The following is a 17875-nucleotide window of genomic DNA, read 5'->3' on the forward strand; positions in this document are numbered from 1 at the left end:
TAATATGAATAATTTCTACTCAAAATATAAAAGTCCAATACTCATAATTATCCTTGTAATTCTGTTCGGTGGAGTTTACTCGCTTGAAAAACTAAAATCAGGATTGTTCCCGGACATCACTTTTCCTAAAATAAAAATTATTGCAGAAAATGGTCAGCAACCGGTAGATAAGATGATGGTTACCGTGACTGTTCCATTGGAAAATGCAATTAAAAAAGTAGAAGAATTAAGTTTGATAAGAAGCATTACAAGCCGTGGGAGCTGCGAAATTTCTGCTTTCCTAAATTGGAATACCGATGTTGATCTTGGCAAACAAAGAATTGAAGCCCAGATAAATGCAATCCGCCAGGTGCTGCCGCCAGACATTGGAATTACTATTGAGAAAATGAATCCTTCCATTCTACCAGTGATGGGATTTTCTTTGGAAGGTGAAGGGAAAAGCCAGATAGAATTAAGACAAATTGCAGAATATACTATCAAACCATTCCTCTCCCGTGTAAAAGGTGTTGCAGAAGTTGGTGTAATTGGGGGAAAGGTGAAAGAGTATCATATCATTTTAGATCCGGCTAAAATGAGTCAGCTTGGAATTACTCCTAAATTAGTTTCAACTGCATTATCAGAATCAAACATTATCGTTGCAAATGGATATCTGAAAGATTATAACCGGCTTTATCTTTCAGTTACTGATGCATCAATACATAATAAAGAGGAATTGGAAAATACTTCTGTTTTAAATTCTGATAAAAGAAATATCAGCATAAAAGATTTTGCCGTTGTTGAAATTGGTGAACGCAAGGAATATGTAAAGATAAAAGCAAATGGAAAAAATGTTCCTTTGGTAGCTGTATTAAAACAGCCAAACGTAAACTTGCTTGAAGTTGTGGACGGTGTTAAGCAGCAGCTAAAAGAATTAAACAAAATCCTTCCGGAAGGAGTCCAGCTAAAATCCTATTATAATCAAGCTGATTTTGTAAGCGATGCAATTGGTAGTTTGAAAGACGTTTTGTGGATTGGACTTTTATTAAGCATTATAGTTACAATATTTTTCCTACGGTCTATAAAAGCAAGTTCTGTAATACTTATTACCATTCCTGTTACACTTGGTTTAACTTTAACAATTATGCTGGCATTTGGTTATACATTAAATATTATGACTATTGGTGCAATTGCCGCATCAATAGGATTAATAATTGATGATGCAATTGTTGTGGTAGAACAAATTCACCGAACTCACGAAGAACATCCGGAAACTGGTAGTTTTGAACTTGTTGGAAAAGCAGTAAAATATCTTTTTCCAGCAATGGTTGGTTCTTCGTTAAGTACAATAGTAATTTTCCTTCCTTTTGTTTTGATGACTGGTGTAGCCGGTGCTTATTTTAAAGTAATGACAGATACAATGATTATTACGCTTACCTGTTCCTTTTTTGTAACGTGGCTTGGACTGCCGGCAATTTATCTTTTACTTTCCAAGGATTCTTCTTCAATTAAAATTAATCCGGTAGAAACAAAGAAAAAAAACTGGGTTGATTACTTTATACACAGACCGGCTATTTCCATAATTTTTGTAAGTGTCCTCATTATTCTCTCACTCATAATTCTCCCGAAACTTCCGAGCGGCTTTCTACCGGAGATGGATGAAGGTTCAATTGTACTCGATTACTTAAGTCCTTCAGGAACTTCACTTGAGGATACAGACTATATGTTAAATTATATTGATGGTATTCTAAGCAAAACACCAGAAGTGGAAAGCTATTCGCGGCGTACCGGAACGCAGCTTGGATTTTTTATAACAGAACAAAATAACGGTGATTATCTTATTCAATTAAAAAAGAAAAGAAATAAAACAACAGAAGAAGTATCCGATGAGATAAGGAAAAAGATTGAAGATGCATTTCCTTCTTTGCAGGTAGACTTCGGACAGGTTATTGGCGATATGCTGGGCGACCTTATGGCTTCGATTCAGCCGATTGAAGTAAAAGTGTTTGGAGATAATCATCAGCAATTAAAAAAGACAGCCGATGAAATTGCTAAGGTTGTAGAAGAAACTCCCGGCACCGCTGATGTATTTAACGGGATTATTGCTGTTGGTCCTTCTATTTTATTTGAACCAATTACTCCAAATTTGCTTCGGTACCAGATGACTCCGCAGGATTTCCAATTTCAAATGCAGACTAAAACCGATGGAGCAATATTGGGAAGCATATTAGAACCCATTCGTGCAGTTGATATTAAAATGTTTGAGGCACCGGTTAATCCTTCTTTTAACCAGCTTAAACAAACTAAATTGTTTTTACCAGATGGTAAGCTCAAATCGATTAATGAGTTTGCAAATATAAAAATTGTGGCTGGAGTGGCAGAAATTGAAAGAGAAAATCTTAAACCCATGATTCCAATAACAGCACGATTGAATAACAGAGATTTGGGCAATACATTACTGGATATTCAGAAAAACATTTCAAAAAAAATCAATCTTCCATCCGGCACACAAATAACTTATGGTGGCTCTTATGCAGAACAGCAAAACGCTTTCAAGGAATTGTTGATAATTTTACTCCTGGCATTACTTCTTGTTTTTACAGTAATATTATTTCTTTTCAGAAGGATAAGAGTTGCACTATCAATAATTTTTATTGCTGTCCTTGGGTTAGCGGGCTGCATCATTGCATTATTTGTAACCGGCACTCCGCTTAATGTTGGCAGCTATACCGGCATAATAATGATTGTCGGAATTATCGGTGAGAATGCAATATTTACATACCTTCAATACAACGAAGCAAGAAAGGAAGGAAAGAATCTGGATGACTCGATTGTTTACTCCATCTCTATGCGTCTGCGTCCAAAACTTATGACTGCGATTGGTGCAATTACTGCACTCTTTCCTTTAGCCCTTGGATTAGGAACTGGCGCTCAGCTTCATCAGCCGCTTGCTGTGGCAATAATCGGAGGATTAATCTTCGGTCTTCCGCTTTTGTTAATTGTCTATCCAACTCTACTTAGAAAAATTGAATGAAGGCTTAGTACTTCAAAATGTCTTCAGAATCAATTTATATTTTTTGGTAGAACACTTTTTATTAATCCGGATCTAAAAATGAAAAGAAAATATTTCTTCATTCTTTTGTTTGTAATTTCTTGTTCTTTATTAGCTCAGAATAAATCTAAATCTGCTATAACTGATTCTGGTTGGTTGAATGAATTTAAATTAAAACCGGAAAATCTTTCCTCAACTGGTGCTAATACATACTTCATATTAAATCCCGGTTATCAGTTGATTCTTTCCGGAAAAGAGGAAAGCTCCGAAGTTATTCTGACTATAACTGTATTGAATGAAACAAAATTAGTCGATGGATATGAATCAAGAATTGTTGAAGAAAAAGAAGTTAAGGATGGAATGGTTGCGGAAATTTCTAGAAATTACTTTGCGATTGATAAGCTAACAAATGATGTTTATTATTTTGGTGAACAAGTTGATATGTATAAAGATGTAAAAATAATAAACCACGAGGGTTCATGGGAATCTGGAAAGGATGGAGCAAAATTTGGGTTGGCAATGCCGGGTAAAATAAAAGTGGGACAAAAATATTATCAGGAAATTGCACCAGCTATTGCGATGGACCGAGCTGAAATTATTTCAAATAAAATTACTTCAAAAACATCGGCTGGAAAATTTGCACTTTGCCTTAAGACGGAAGAAACTACTCCATTAGAAAAGAATGTAAAGGAATATAAGATTTATGCCCCCGGGATTGGTCTTATTAAAGATGGTCAGCTGGTTTTAAAAAAGTTTGGTTATATAACTAAATAACATATTCGTTCTATTTTAAAATAATTAAGAGGTAAATATGAAATCTATAAGTTCTTTATTGTTAGTGTTATTCATTTCCGGTTTTCTAATGGCTCAGAAAACATCTGTTCCGCAAAAGATTAAAGATTCATTTAATAAATTATATCCACAAGTTACAGAAGTAAAGTGGAGTAAAGAAGGTAAGAATGAATTTGAAGCCGGCTTTAAAGTAAACGGAGTTAAAACATCTATAGTTTTGGATGTAAAAGGTAAATTGATAGAAACCGAGACAACAATTCAGACTACTGAATTACCTAAGGGTGTAGAAGAATTTATTAAAAAAAATCATCCGGATCATAAAATTACTGAAACCGCAAAGATAGTTGATTCTAAAAGCATTGCAACTTATGAGGTTGAAATAACAAAAGGAAAACAAAAGAAAGATCTTATCTTTGATAATTCCGGTAAACTTGTTGTTAAAAAAGAAATGAAGGGAAAAAAAGATAAGGAAGGTAAAGAAGAAGACGAGGAAAAAGATTAGGTTAATATGAGGGAGTGGAATGGTTCTGATCCATTGCATTCCCTCTAAATTTTTAAGTACTCTCAGTCTGCAAATCTAAAAATCTAAAGTTAAAAGTTATTTATCTTAACTCGCTTTCTTAAATAATTCTCTGCCAATTATTTTTTATTGTTTTTCCGAATTTGTTGCTTCTCTCCATCTCCTAAGTTATAGTTTTTTATTTTCAATTTACTTTTACTACATTTATTTAAGTAGCAGTTGAAAATGCAAAGTACCGTATATACAATAAGGAGTAATAATGAATTCAGAAAGCTAGGAAAATCTGATGCAACACTATCTGCATTAGGACTGGGATGTATGGGTATGTCTGATTTCTATTCCAGAGGTGTAAATGATGAGGAAAGTATTGTTGCATTGGATATTGATTTATCTGATGAAGATTTAAAAAGAATTAATGAAATAATACCAGTTGGATCAGCAGCTGGTACCCGTTACCAGGAAGCCGTGATGAATACAGTAAACCGTTAAAAAATATTTTATAATTTGCATTATAAATTCTCAATGATTTAATTCTAATTTCTAATTTCAAATTTCAAATTTCCAAAATCTGAATTCATAAAACCACAGTGATAAAGGAAAACTTATGAAAGAATTATTATTAGATACCGCCAGAAGATCAATCCATTACCGGGAAGAAATACTTAACCGCTCTGTAGTGCCAACTGCAGAAGCTATAAAGCAGTTGAAAAAATTCGATATCCCATTTCCTCAAAATCCAAGTACACCGGAAAATGTAATAAATATGCTTGATGAAATTGGATCTCCGGCAACTATGGGAATTTCCGGCAGAAGATTTTTTGGCTTTGTAATCGGTGGTTCTTTGCCTGCTGCTGTTGCTGCCAGTTGGTTATCTACGGCGTGGGATCAGAATGCAGGACTTTTTGTTGGTTCACCTATTGGGATTGTTTTAGAAGAAGTAAGCTTGAAATGGCTTTTGGAAATTTTTGGTTTGCCTTCCGAAAGCGGCGGCTCATTTGTTACCGGTGCAACGATGGCAAACTTTACAGCATTAGCCGCCGCAAGACATTCAATATTAAAAAATGAAGGCTGGGATGTTGAAGCAAATGGATTATTTGGTGCTCCTCCTATTGATGTTATTGTTGGTGAGGAAGCCCACCCATCTCTCTTCAGAGGACTTTCATTATTAGGACTGGGGAGAGAAAGAGTTAAAAAAGTACCCGTTGATAATCAGGGAAGAATTAATCCAGACAAATTTCCGGAAATTAAAGGACCAACAATTGTTTGTGTACAAGCAGGAAATGTTAACACAGGCTCTTTCGATCCCATAAGAAAAATTTGTGAAATATCTAAAAGTGCTAATGCATGGGTTCACGTTGATGGAGCATTTGGTTTATGGGCTTCGGTGGTTCCATCTAAAAAATATTTAACAGATGGTATTAACCTGGCAGATTCCTGGGCAACAGATGCTCACAAATGGTTAAATGTTCCTTATGATTCCGGACTTGCTTTCGTAAAAAATTCAGAATCACTTAGATCCGCTTTATCTTTAACAGCAGCTTATCTTCCACAGGGAGGACATAGAGAACCTTCGCAGTATTCGCCTGAATTATCAAGACGATCAAGAGGAATTGAAGTATGGGCAGCATTGTATTCTCTCGGTAAATCTGGTTTAAGTGATATGATTGAGAGGACTTGTAATTATGCCGGGATGTTTGCAGCGGGTTTAAGCAAAGCTGGTTTTGAAATTTTGAACGAGGTTGTAATAAATCAGGTACTTGTTTCATTCGGAACTCCTGATGAAACAAAAATAATAATAAAAGAATTACAGGAAGATGGAACATGCTGGTGCGGTATTACTGAATGGCAGGGACGAACAGCTATGCGAATAAGCATTTCTTCGTGGGCAACAACTGAAGAAGATGTTCAAAAATCCCTGGAAGCAATGATAAGAATAGCCAAGAAAGTTAGAGAATACTCCCGGCAACAAGTTTAACTATTTACGCTCCCACAATTTATAATGCACAATGTATAATAATTTATAATGTACAATGTATAATTTATAATTAAATGCTTTTATTCCAGATTCACCGGGTTACCGTTTTTTCCCATTTTAGTTTCTATCTCAATTGTGAAATGGCAAATGTCAAACGATAAAAGCGAAAAGTAATTCTTACTTTTTTCACTATTTAATTTTAATACTTTTATTAAACGAATTGATATAAAATTATAAAACTGAAAATCCCACTTCTTTTAAATAATTAAATGTGCAGTCGTAATATTCCGATTTTCGGGTTGCATCCTCCGGATTACCTTCCGGAACAACTATTACCATTCCTTGTCTAGCTCTAGTCAAAAGGACACGATAAGCATTTTTCAAATATTGTTTTCTTTCTTCTTGGTTGATATTATTCCATGTATTTCCTACAAAGGAGTAAGTCCCCCAACCATTTTTTGAATAACGAAAATCTGCATCCCAAGTAACACAAGTCCAATCTAGCTCTAATCCTTGAATATCGAATTCAGTTGCAACATCTTCTAAATAATATGAAGAACGTACATCATCTTTTTTATTTAGAAACCAATGAATAGGATTCATTGGTGATTTGACATCGATAGCAAAGGGTTTTAATCTTTGGGCTTGAGATGAAACTATTATTCCATAACGCTCACTTCCTCTGGCTCTTTCCTTTAACCATTTTTTTGCAATGCACAAATTACGTGTAAGTACTATGGGGTATTTGTCCTTTATTTGTTCGTAATTTCTTTTTGTCTCTTCCATTTTGAAGTCAAGTAAGTTTTTTATAACAGAAGAGAGATTTTCGGCGCGGAATGATCGGATAGAAACTGCAAGATGTAAACAGTCATTTGTAAAAACATTTTTCCTGTTTTCTAAAAGCTTAATTGCATTACCAGCAGCATATTCAGTATCTGTCAATCTCGATGAAAGATAAACATCCCAATTTAGGAAAGATTTATTTAATGAATCTATCCATTCACTTATACCAGCTTCTCCAGTATTAATTTCTTGACCGCCACCAACTAAGCAAATAATAACTGCCCAATCTTTATGTCTGTCCAGACATGAGATTAAAAATTCTGGTTCAGAATAAGCGAAATTTGGTTGATTTTTTTTCCGCTTCATAAAATTTGCAGTCTGCTTCAAATTCCATGCACGCTGTGCTTCATCAAAAATTGCAACATGATCAAATGGAGGAATTGTAGATTGGATTAAACATTCATCTCTAAAATTGTGAACATTTTGGATAAACATTTTTACTTCTCTTAAAACCTCTCCTTTTTTTATTTTAGCCCCATTTTGTTTTACTCTATCACATTTATCACGGGTTAAAGCTTCCCTTAAAATATTTACAAGAGGTCCATTTCCAGAAAGAAATACACTTGTAATTCCTTTTTCTTTATCTAAATGTTTTGTCGCAACATTTAATCCTACCAATGTTTTTCCTGCGCCAGGAACACCTGTTACAAAACAAATTGATTTCTTTCTATTCTGTTTTGAATTATTAATTATCTTAGTTATTGCACTACTTGTTTCACTTAAATTAATTGCTGAGGCATCACTTCGCGTTATTTCAGTGACAGAATGATTATTGTAAAGTGCCATTGCTGCTTCGATAATTGTTGGAGTGGGGCAGTATCTTCCTACTGACCATTTTTCGCAATCTATGTTTTCACCCTTCGCAAATTGTAATACATCATTTATTACTTTGTAAAGTAGGGCAGAATTTGTTCTAATAGGGAAAAGAAGATTATCATTATGTGGTGTTAAATTTATAATTGAAGAAATTTTTTTTGCTTCCGTTGCAATTAAAATTGGTGCAATTAAAAGTTTGTGACTCGTTTCATGAAAGTTTTTCAAATCAAGTGCATAATCAAAAACTTGATCAATAGAACCCATTGAAAATTCTTTTTCGCCAATCTTAAATTCTAAAACAAAAATCACATTTTGAATAATCAAAATAACATCAATTCTTCTTCCCATTCTTGGAATTGAATATTCAAAGAAAATTGAACCCTTTAGATTTTCTAAAATTATTTTTAGAATTTCAATTTGAATAGTCCAAGCGAATATCTGGGTCTGTTCTAAGGAATATTCAATGTTTGTAGTGAGCTTACCTAAAATTCTATTAGTGGAATCTTGAAGAAAATCAGAAATGGAAGACGAATAATAATATCGTTGCATTTATTAGGTCGATTTTTAGGAATATTTGAAATTACTTACAAGAAAACTAAACCCATGGATAATTAGATGCAATTTTATTTTTTCTTTCACATTCATAAAAGCCTTTAACAACGTTCCGTTAGTTTTAAATACTTCTCTTATTCTTTTCAATTTCCTCTTTGCAAACTTCGGGTTTTATTTACATCTGCAGTGGAAATTTTGAATTTATACCTTCATATTTTATAAAGACAAATTCAAATATTGTTTTGTTATTAGTATTCAATAAATAAACACACTAATCCCAATTCCAACAGCAAATATTTTTGTGGTAGTTACAAGCGGATAGTAAGTGCCTGCATCTTCCTTTTCTTTGTAAATTGTATAAGTTACTTTTGGTTCAAGAGCAACATTCCTTCCAAGGAAATATTCAATTCCTGCAAAGAATGAAAATACATTAGTGTGTACTTTATAAACTTTCCTCTCCACGTCAGGACCGTAACGGTAAGAGTTTGCTTTATTAATTGCTGTATAATTATAAAATGCACCAACAAATGGAATCACCTTTTCCACACTAAAATAATACTTTATAGCTGGTCCTGCACCAATCGAATACTCCCAGAAATCATTAAATGAAGAACGGTTGTAATTTATTGAAAGTCCAAGCGAAAGGTTAGCAATTATAAAGTAATCTGCCCCGGGATTAAGATTAAACCTGGTTTCTGTATCTTCATACGATTGCCACTGTACAGATATACTGGAATAAGATAAACTGCCGGATAAACTATATACACCTTTACTAACCGGAGTTTGTGCATAAAAGTAAACTGATAATAAAATGAACAGAATAGAGAATGATCTTAAGAATTTCATTTTTAATCCCCTCGATTATTATTTAAATGATTCAGAAAAATTCCAAACATCAAACCTTTAAAACAATAATTATTTCCTATCTGCCAGAGAGCAGGTATAAAGCCATAAGATGAGAATGAGTTTAAAGAATCTCAAAATAATTGTCCAGTCAATAAAACATCAAACAATCTAACATTTAATCAACTTGTCAACGGTGGGTGGGAGTGGAAATAACGCTAAACTAATTATCAATTTTTCAGAAGTTTCTCATGAATATTCATAACCAAACAATTTTTATTTTATTTTCAAGCTGCTTAAATTCCTTATCACCAGTTACAAGAGCAGCTTGTTTATTTTTTGCAAGCGCAGCAGCAAATGCATCTGCGAACGATAATTTGTTAAAGGCTTTTATTTCGGCAGCTTCAATAGTTAAATTTTTATTAGCTTCAACAATTGTGATGGGATATCTGTTAAGCGTATTTAAAAACAAATCAGCGGCTTCCTTACCTTGTTCCCTTAAAAATATGTAGTATAATTCGCCCCAATTAATAACACATAAGAATATTTCAGCTTCATTATCAATACCTTTTCTTAATACGTCAGCAACTATATCAGCATTTTTTTCTCCTTCCAGGTAACATATTAATGCATATGAATCCAGAACATACCTTTTTATTTTTTTCATAATTCACGTTCCTTCTTCTTTTCTTCCATTAAAGCTTTTAATAATTTGCCCCCCGTTTTGAACATTCCTTTATTACGCTCTATGGTTTCATGTGTTATCGGAATTATTCTTATTCCTTCCTCCTCTTCTATAATATGAACTTTGGTGCCATTTTTAATTCCGTATCTGTTCCTGATTTTAGAAGGTATTACCATCTGCCCCTTTGAAGTTATAATTGCTGTTTCCAATTTTAATTCCTTTCCTATTATCTGTTATAAATATAACATTAATTAAAAAGTAAGTCAACGCTTATTTTGTAGGAAATAATAATTTTGTAGTAATATTTATGCTTAGTAGTAATTGCTATCAGGCGCATTAAAATAGTTTAGTTTTGTATCTGGCATTTATTACCGCAGCCTGATTTTCAATTTGTTTTTGCTAAGTGATCCTCTGCGGTTCTCGGTGTACATTGTTTAATTGTTTCATTCCCCCATAAATAACATCCTCTTTTATTTTTCTTTCCTGTAAGTGCGTTTAGTATAAATTGATTTAATAAATGTAAAATTTAGAATGTAAAATTTATAATTGTTTTAATATTAAGGCTGAGGAAAATAAAAAAAATCCGGATTTAATGAGAAAGTTATCAACAACAAATCCACGATTGATGATACAGAAATAGAATAATGATTGTTGATGTAAAAATATACTTAACTTTACAACATTGTTATTCACATCCTCAATCCCCAAATTGTTCTTGATAAATCTTAGAGCTCTGTAATTCATAATTCAGCATTACTTTTCTCGTTTTTCTTCGTTTTTACCTCAGTTTCAAACAAATAATGCTTGGCGATTCAAAATTATTGACCATTAATTAAAGATTATTATTCATTCCTTAACAATTTTAATTTATTCATTATCAATTATTGCCCATTCAAAGGTTTAAATTGTTCAATTCCTGCAAGGTAATTGTAATTCCGTCTCGGATATTGCTCAATACCTTAATACAAATAAATATTCCTTTATTGTTATTATTCAAACAGCAATCAATAATAATCAATAATTCATTCATTATAATCATTCCTTAATAGATAAATAATAATCATCAATTTAATTTGTTCAAAATGAGTACGTTTGTTATTCAAAGTTCCCGACTAATCAAAAATAATTTAAATTTATTATAGACTTAACCATTGACAATTATATTTAAATATTTCAAATTAAAAACGCAAAATTCTAATTTATTTTAATTTTGCGTTTAATAAATAATTTCTACCAACTTTATTAGTGGGGTGCATTATGGCTACTGAAGATCTAAAAATCCACAACGAGTTAACCGGAAGTCTGGGAAAATTTGCAGCAGGAGTAAAAATTCATGTTGTAGATACTAATTTTCCGCCAAATATTACTGAAGCACTAATCCAGCAAATGCAAACTGAGATTATTGCAAAACGAGCGGAATATGATATGATTGAGAACCAGGCAAGGATTAAATTCGATGAGTACAAAACGCAGTTCGATAAGTTGGAAACTGCCTTTGCTGCTTACTGCTTCCAGATCTATGGGTTCTACGGTAAACAAAATCAGGTTGTAGCGGATTTTGGTTTGAAACCGTATCAAAAACCTAAAGGCCGTACTCCTAAAAAAGAAGATGTAAAATAATTATTCTTTTTTCCCCCTGCTGTTTATAATTTTGTTATGAAAAAGCATTATTTATTTACCAGGGGGAAATTGATTACTATTTAATTAAACTTATTACATTTTTTATCAACCGAATTATTCCATTTACTAAATTTTTAATTCAATATCTTTTTTAATCTATCCTACATCAAACAATCTCAATCTTTACAAATTCATTTGTTCACATTTTACAAATATAGATTTCGAATCGGTAAGTTTTTGTATAAACATTCAACACACAGCCGCATAATAATTCAACACTAATTAATGTCGAATCGTTTAAATATTTACACTTATTTAAATCTATGTGCGAATTAGTGTTGAATTATTAAACTCACACAAATATTTTATAAATAAAAAATATTTCATGTTTGACCTTTAAGTCGTTATAAAAGAAGGTTTTCATTTAAAAATTGAAAATTTCAAATTCGTGGCACTATGGTTGCTTTAAAGTATGCAGATATTAAATAAAAACTGAGGAAAATCATGGTAGCTTTATTTGTCGCAATTACTTTTGTATTGTTTATAGTAATTGACATTTTAGTGTTAAAAGCACAAAGAAAAAAACATCCCGCATTCCAAACATCGCTAACAGCGGTATTTAATAAAAAGAGTTTTAACTTTCCAGAAAAAATATTTGTTTCACCGGGTCACACCTGGGCAAAAGTCCTTCAGGATGGCTTAGTAAAAATTGGCATTGATGACTTTGCCGTTAAGGCTCTTGGTAAAATTTCAATTACTGATATTGCCCAAAAAGACACAATTATTAAAAGAGGTGATGTTATTCTTCAAGCTGCTTTTGGAAGAAAAAAGGTAGCTTTCCGTTCACCGCTTGAGGGTATTATTAAATCTGTTAACAGCGATATTATAGGTAAGCTTGTTACTGATCCTTACAATACAAACTGGGGATTGGTTGTGGCACCTTCTAAAGGTGAGGAGAATTTTAAATACTTAAAAACAGGTGATGAACTTGTTAAATGGCTTAAAGAAGAAGTTACCAGGTTAAAGGATTTTTTAAGTTCAAACATGCCAAAACTGGAATTAGCTGGGGCAACTATGCACGATGGAGGCAATATTGTGGAAGGTGCAGTTTCCAATATTAATGAAGAAGGAATCCACGATTTTGAAAAAGAATTCTTAACCTTTTAAGCGGAGAAAATAATGTTGAAACAAAAAGGAATCCTCTTTGATGCCACAATGTGCGCAGGCTGCGGAGAGTGTTACAATGCTTGCAAAAAACAAAATAATAATCCAGAGACAAATAAAGATTTTTTGAAAGATCATCTTTCTGCCGAAACATACACTGTTGTTGAGCAGTATGGCGATATTTATACTCGGAAGATGTGTATGCATTGTGCTCATCCTACGTGTGTTTCCGTTTGCCCCGTGGGTGCATTCGAAAAAACAGAACTTGGTCCCGTTGTGTATGATGCATCTAAATGCCTTGGATGCAGATATTGTATGCAGGCTTGCCCTCATCATATACCAAGATATGAATGGGATAAAAATAATCCGCAGGTACGTAAGTGCCTTATGTGTTACGATAAAATAAAAAAAGGAGAAGGTACTGCTTGTTCAGAAGTTTGCCCTACTGGTGCAACCTTATTCGGTGATATTGACGATCTAAAGAACGAAGCATTAAAAAGAATTAAAGAAAATCCTGATACTTATTATCCGCATGTATATGGAATGGAAGAAGCCGGGGGCAGCAATGTAATGATTTTATCTCCGGTCCCGTTTGAAAAATTAGGATTTACATCCAAATTACCGAATGAACCATTACCGAATTTTACTGCACGAGCTTTAGAGAAAATCCCAGGTGTGGTAACTGTAGGCGGTGTTTTCTTAACAGGTATGTATTGGTTAACCAAACGCAAAAATGAAATTGCTAAAGAAGAAAAAAACTCGGGTAAGGATTAATAATTATGAAAAATACATCTATTCTTAAATTCACCTTCTGGAAAACAATTGCAGTAATAATTGTTGCAGCAGGTTTGTATTCTACTTTTATTCGTTTTACTGAAGGACTGGGAGCCGCAACTAATTTAAGCGATTCTTTTCCCTGGGGATTATGGATCGGGTTCGATATTCTTTGTGGTGTTGGATTGGCCGCAGGTGGATTTACTATATGTGCATTAACACATATCTTCAACTTAGAAAAATTTAAACCACTAACACGCCCAGCAATATTAACAGCTTTTCTTGGTTATGTATTAGTTATAGTCGGACTTCTTATCGATCTTGGAAAACCATATAACATCTGGCATGCAATAATAATGTGGAATCCACATTCTGTTATGTTCGAAGTAGCCTGGTGTGTAATGCTTTATACAACAGTTCTATTTTTAGAATTCAGTCCAATTATTCTTGAACGATTCAAGCTTCACAAAGTATTAAATATTCTTAAGAAATTTTTAATTCCAATTATGATTCTTGGAGTTTTGCTTTCTACGCTTCATCAATCATCATTAGGATCTTTGTACTTAATAGTGCCGCAAAAAATGCATCCGTTATGGTACTCACCGCTTCTTCCCGTTTATTTTTATTTAAGCGCAATAGGTACAGGTTTGGCAATGGTTATTTTTGAAGCTTACTTAAGCGCAAGAGCATTCGAGCACGGTTTAAAGTTAAATTTACTTTCCAAAATTGCAAAAGTAACGCTCTTTATGCTGGTCTTAAGTTTTGTAGTAAAGATGATCGATCTTACTTTTTCCAATAAATTGGGTTACCTGGTAATTCCTTCCACCGAAACATATATGTATTATTTGGAAATGTTAATCGGAACTTTAATTCCAGTTGCATTGCTTAGCAGAAGCAAGTTTAGAAATAGTAGAATGTGGCTCTACATTATTTCTGTATTTGTTATTGCGGGATTTTTATTGAACCGGATGAATGTAAGTATTACTTCAATTATCGGTTATTCTAATTCCACTTACTTCCCATCAATTTCTGAGATAAGCATTACTTTGATGATCATAGTTCTTGGTATGTGGGCATTTGGTTTAATAGTTAAAAACTTTCCTGTATTTGAAGAGCATGAAACAAACGAAAATGAAGTTGCTCTTGATGCAAGAGAAATAATTTTAAGTGAATAATATGAGCAACCAAAACAATATTTATAATAATTTAAAATGCATTTGGATGTTGGGTTCAATTGTTGATTATAAACTATGCGATAGAAATTTTGAATGCAGCAATTGCCCGTTCGACAAAGCGATGATGAATTCGTCCCGTGCCCTGGCTAGTGGTGAGCAAATGGATGATTCGCGAATAGAAAATATTGTACAAAGACTAATAAATGATATTGGCAGAGAGGAGCTTAGAAGAGATTATATATATTTGAACAATCACCTGATGGTTAAAAATTTATTCGCCAATACTTACTACCTTGGATTCAGCCCACTTGCCAATTATTTGTTAGATAATTGTAATTCAATAGAACATTGTTATAATGAAGATAAAATTGAAAAAGGACAATCATTAATAAAAGTAAATGGCGATTGGGGAAGCCTCGATGTTACTTCTCCAATTAGTTTTAGTAGCCTTGGAAAGATTACCAACCAGGAAATCAAAAGCAATGCTGAGAAGTGGTTTGGGCTAATTGAAGTACCAAAAGAAGAATTAACTGCAAACTCTCTTTCGGGCGAAAATTATATGAAGGATATTCTTGGTGTTACAAGAGAATTAACCCAGGTTAAACTTCATTATGCCGATGTTGGTGAAACAATGATGGATGGCGGTATTGAAGTTAAATTCTTATATCAAGTTATTGGAAAAGAAAAATATCTTAATATTTTAAAAACTTTATTCTACAAATCAATTAAAGGTTCACAATTATGAAAAAAACAGTTTTACTCATTTCAATTTCGGTTTTATCTTTTTTGTTTTTATTCATTAACACAAATGCACAGGCAAAATTTGTTGGTGTTAAAATGTGTGGTGCGTGCCATAAAGGAGAAAAGAATAAAAATGTGTTTGAAAAATGGTCAGCTTCTGATCATTCAAAAGCGTTTGAAACTTTGAAAAATAATAAATCAAAAGAAATTGCAAAGAAGATGGGTATTTCCGATCCATCTGCCTCTGATAAATGTTTATCTTGCCATGTAACTAATTTAACAAAGAAAGAAGAAGGTATAAGCTGCGAATCTTGTCATGGAGCCGGGTCTGACTACAAAGCTAAAACTGTAATGGAAAAAAGGGAATTAGCCAAGCAAAAAGGTTTAATTCTTGGTAAAGGAGACGCTGATTTATGTAAAAAATGCCACAATCAAAAAAGTCCAACTTACAAGCCATTCGATTATAAAATTAAATGGGAAATTGTAAAACATCCTACTAAATGATTTAATAATTGGACAGTTGAATGCAGGAATAATGGATTAAATGGATTTTCTTTTAAATGGATTTTTTTAATACGTTATTCCAGCTTTCTATCATTACATTATAAATAAGGATTCACCTGTAAATTCCAACTTTCAAGAATTATAAACGCAACAATGTTGATATTGTTTATAATTTCTTTCATTTCCGCTTGCTATTGAAACATCTGTTAGATAATTTTGGGACGGATTCAAGCATCTTTATAGAAAATGAATGTAAAAATTTATAATAGACTAAGCGTTCAATTAACTCTTGTAATATCTGTTGTTCTGATAGCCAATTTTGCCTTTCAAACATTATTTACAGTTGAAAAATTAAAAGAGGATTTTACCAGTTCTCTTTCCAGCAATGCTTATAACATTAGTGATATAATTAAAAAATCAACCCGCTATAGTATGCTTTTAAACCGAAGTGACGATGTTCATCATATTATTAATACAATTGGAACTGAACCCGGTGTTGAGAAAATTAGAATATATAATAAGCAGGGACAAATAATATTTTCTACTGATAGCACTGAAGTTTTTAAAACAGTAGATATGAAAGAAGAAGCTTGTGTGGCTTGTCATACTGAAGGCAAAATGGTTTCAAGTCTTCCGGTTCAAAATAAAATAAGAATATTTAAAAATGCCTCTAACCAAAGGGTAATGGGCTTAATCAATCCCATTTATAACGAACAGGATTGTTCAAACTCAGCTTGTCATGCCCATCAATCGGATGTTAAAATGCTTGGTGTTCTAGATGTTGTAATGTCGATGGATAAAATTGATAAAGTAATTGAAGCGAACACTTCAAGAATTATTTCCAATTCAATAATAATTACGATTATCATCTCTGGATTAATCTGGCTTTTTATTTCCATACTCGTAAAACGTCCCATTCAAATTTTTGTAAAAGGAATTAAAGAGATTGGTAAAGGAAATCTTATTTATAAAATTGATGTTAAAGCAAAAAATGAATTAGGAGAGATGGCTAATCAGTTTAATGATATGTCTGGTAAATTAGATTCTGCTTATAAAGAAATCCAGCAATGGACGCAGACATTAAATGATAAAGTTAATGAGAAAACAGAGGAACTGAAGAAAATATACGATCAGATTATTCAAATAGAAAAATTGGCTTCACTTGGTAAATTATCAGCTACGGTTGCACACGAATTAAATAATCCGCTGGAAGGAATTCTTACTTACAGCAAATTGATAGCGCGCCTGTTGATTAAGCAGCAAAAGGATGGAGAGCATGAGAAAATTCTTGGCTATTTAAATCTTATTTCCGATGAATCAGCCCGTTGCGGAAGAATTGTGAAGGACCTTCTTTTGTTTTCGCATCGTGGGGAAGAAGAGTTTTGTCCGGAAGAACTTAACGGAATTATTGAAAAGTGTGTCATGATCATAAATCATCATCTTGAAATGAATAATGTAAAATTGATTAAAGAAATTCCAGATGTGGCATTGAAGATAAAAGGTGATTCCCAGAAAATACAGCAAGCTTTAATTTCTTTGATGATAAATGCAATCGAATCTATGCAAAATGGCGGAACACTTCAATTAAAAGTTGAGAATGATAAAGACAAAATATATTTGAGAATTATTGATGAGGGATATGGAATTTCGGAAAAAGATTTACCTCACATTTTTGAACCATTCTATACCACAAAGCAGGAAGCAAAAGGGACCGGATTGGGCTTAACTGTTGCTTATGGAATAATTGAACACCACAAAGGAAAAATAGAAGTTGAAAGCACATCATTAAAAGGAACTACCTTCAAAGTAACTTTACCATTATGTTGTACCAATAATTGAGCAA

At 32.9% G+C, this 17875-nt stretch carries 16 protein-coding genes; 12 read left to right on the forward strand and 4 right to left on the reverse strand.

What is annotated here, in order from left to right; all coding sequences use genetic code 11:
* Positions 1 to 4: 4 nt before the first annotated feature.
* The 5 genes from NTX22_17840 (at position 5) to NTX22_17860 (ending at position 6315) form a co-directional block, all read left to right on the forward strand.
* Positions 5 to 3010 carry an efflux RND transporter permease subunit gene (locus NTX22_17840; protein ID MCX6152392.1) on the forward strand — a complete coding sequence of 1002 codons (3006 nt, stop codon included), beginning with the start codon at positions 5 to 7 and terminating at the stop codon, positions 3008 to 3010.
* 78 nt (positions 3011 to 3088) lie between these two features.
* Positions 3089 to 3802, forward strand: a complete 714-nt coding sequence (locus NTX22_17845) for a hypothetical protein (protein ID MCX6152393.1) — start codon at positions 3089 to 3091, stop codon at positions 3800 to 3802.
* A 37-nt stretch (positions 3803 to 3839) separates the two neighbouring features.
* Positions 3840 to 4322, forward strand: coding sequence for a hypothetical protein (locus NTX22_17850; protein MCX6152394.1), 483 nt, complete (start codon positions 3840 to 3842; stop codon positions 4320 to 4322).
* A gap of 243 nt (positions 4323 to 4565) precedes the next feature.
* Positions 4566 to 4829, forward strand: coding sequence for a hypothetical protein (locus NTX22_17855; GenBank protein MCX6152395.1), 264 nt, complete (start codon positions 4566 to 4568; stop codon positions 4827 to 4829).
* A 115-nt stretch (positions 4830 to 4944) separates the two neighbouring features.
* Positions 4945 to 6315 carry an aminotransferase class V-fold PLP-dependent enzyme gene (locus NTX22_17860; GenBank protein ID MCX6152396.1) on the forward strand — a complete coding sequence of 457 codons (1371 nt, stop codon included), beginning with the start codon at positions 4945 to 4947 and terminating at the stop codon, positions 6313 to 6315.
* Between the two features lie 231 nt (positions 6316 to 6546).
* Here the strand turns inward: NTX22_17860 and NTX22_17865 are convergent, their stop codons facing one another.
* The 4 genes from NTX22_17865 to NTX22_17880 all read right to left on the reverse strand — a co-directional run bounded on the left by NTX22_17865 (position 6547) and on the right by NTX22_17880 (position 10263).
* Positions 6547 to 8523, reverse strand: a complete 1977-nt coding sequence (locus NTX22_17865; GenBank protein ID MCX6152397.1) for a DUF2075 domain-containing protein — start codon at positions 8521 to 8523, stop codon at positions 6547 to 6549.
* A gap of 258 nt (positions 8524 to 8781) precedes the next feature.
* Positions 8782 to 9372, reverse strand: coding sequence for a DUF3575 domain-containing protein (locus NTX22_17870; protein ID MCX6152398.1), 591 nt, complete (start codon positions 9370 to 9372; stop codon positions 8782 to 8784).
* Positions 9373 to 9628: 256 nt separating this feature from the next.
* A complete protein-coding gene (locus NTX22_17875) occupies positions 9629 to 10036 on the reverse strand; it encodes a type II toxin-antitoxin system VapC family toxin (protein ID MCX6152399.1) in 408 nt (135 codons plus the stop codon).
* Entirely contained in the window at positions 10033 to 10263 is a 231-nt protein-coding gene (locus tag NTX22_17880) for an AbrB/MazE/SpoVT family DNA-binding domain-containing protein (GenBank protein ID MCX6152400.1), read from the reverse strand. Before NTX22_17880 ends, NTX22_17875 begins: the two co-directional genes overlap by 4 nt.
* 1048 nt (positions 10264 to 11311) lie before the next feature.
* Between NTX22_17880 and NTX22_17885 the strand changes: the two genes are divergently transcribed.
* From NTX22_17885 to NTX22_17915, 7 genes are all read left to right on the forward strand, one after another.
* Entirely contained in the window at positions 11312 to 11674 is a 363-nt protein-coding gene (locus NTX22_17885) for a hypothetical protein (GenBank protein ID MCX6152401.1), read from the forward strand.
* Between the two features lie 504 nt (positions 11675 to 12178).
* Positions 12179 to 12841, forward strand: coding sequence for a hypothetical protein (locus tag NTX22_17890; protein MCX6152402.1), 663 nt, complete (start codon positions 12179 to 12181; stop codon positions 12839 to 12841).
* A 12-nt stretch (positions 12842 to 12853) separates the two neighbouring features.
* Positions 12854 to 13612, forward strand: coding sequence for a 4Fe-4S dicluster domain-containing protein (locus NTX22_17895; protein MCX6152403.1), 759 nt, complete (start codon positions 12854 to 12856; stop codon positions 13610 to 13612).
* 5 nt (positions 13613 to 13617) lie between these two features.
* Entirely contained in the window at positions 13618 to 14787 is a 1170-nt protein-coding gene (gene hybB / locus NTX22_17900; GenBank protein ID MCX6152404.1) for a Ni/Fe-hydrogenase cytochrome b subunit, read from the forward strand.
* Position 14788: 1 nt separating this feature from the next.
* Entirely contained in the window at positions 14789 to 15532 is a 744-nt protein-coding gene (locus NTX22_17905) for a hypothetical protein (GenBank protein MCX6152405.1), read from the forward strand.
* Positions 15529 to 16032, forward strand: a complete 504-nt coding sequence (locus NTX22_17910; protein ID MCX6152406.1) for a cytochrome c family protein — start codon at positions 15529 to 15531, stop codon at positions 16030 to 16032. Before NTX22_17905 ends, NTX22_17910 begins: the two co-directional genes overlap by 4 nt.
* A 246-nt stretch (positions 16033 to 16278) precedes the next feature.
* Positions 16279 to 17871: an ATP-binding protein gene (locus tag NTX22_17915; GenBank protein ID MCX6152407.1), complete on the forward strand. Its 1593-nt coding sequence runs from the start codon at positions 16279 to 16281 to the stop codon at positions 17869 to 17871.
* Positions 17872 to 17875 lie beyond the last annotated feature (4 nt).

The organism is Ignavibacteriales bacterium, assembly GCA_026390815.1.
In the GTDB taxonomy this organism is placed as follows: domain Bacteria; phylum Bacteroidota; class Ignavibacteria; order Ignavibacteriales; family SURF-24; genus JAPLFH01.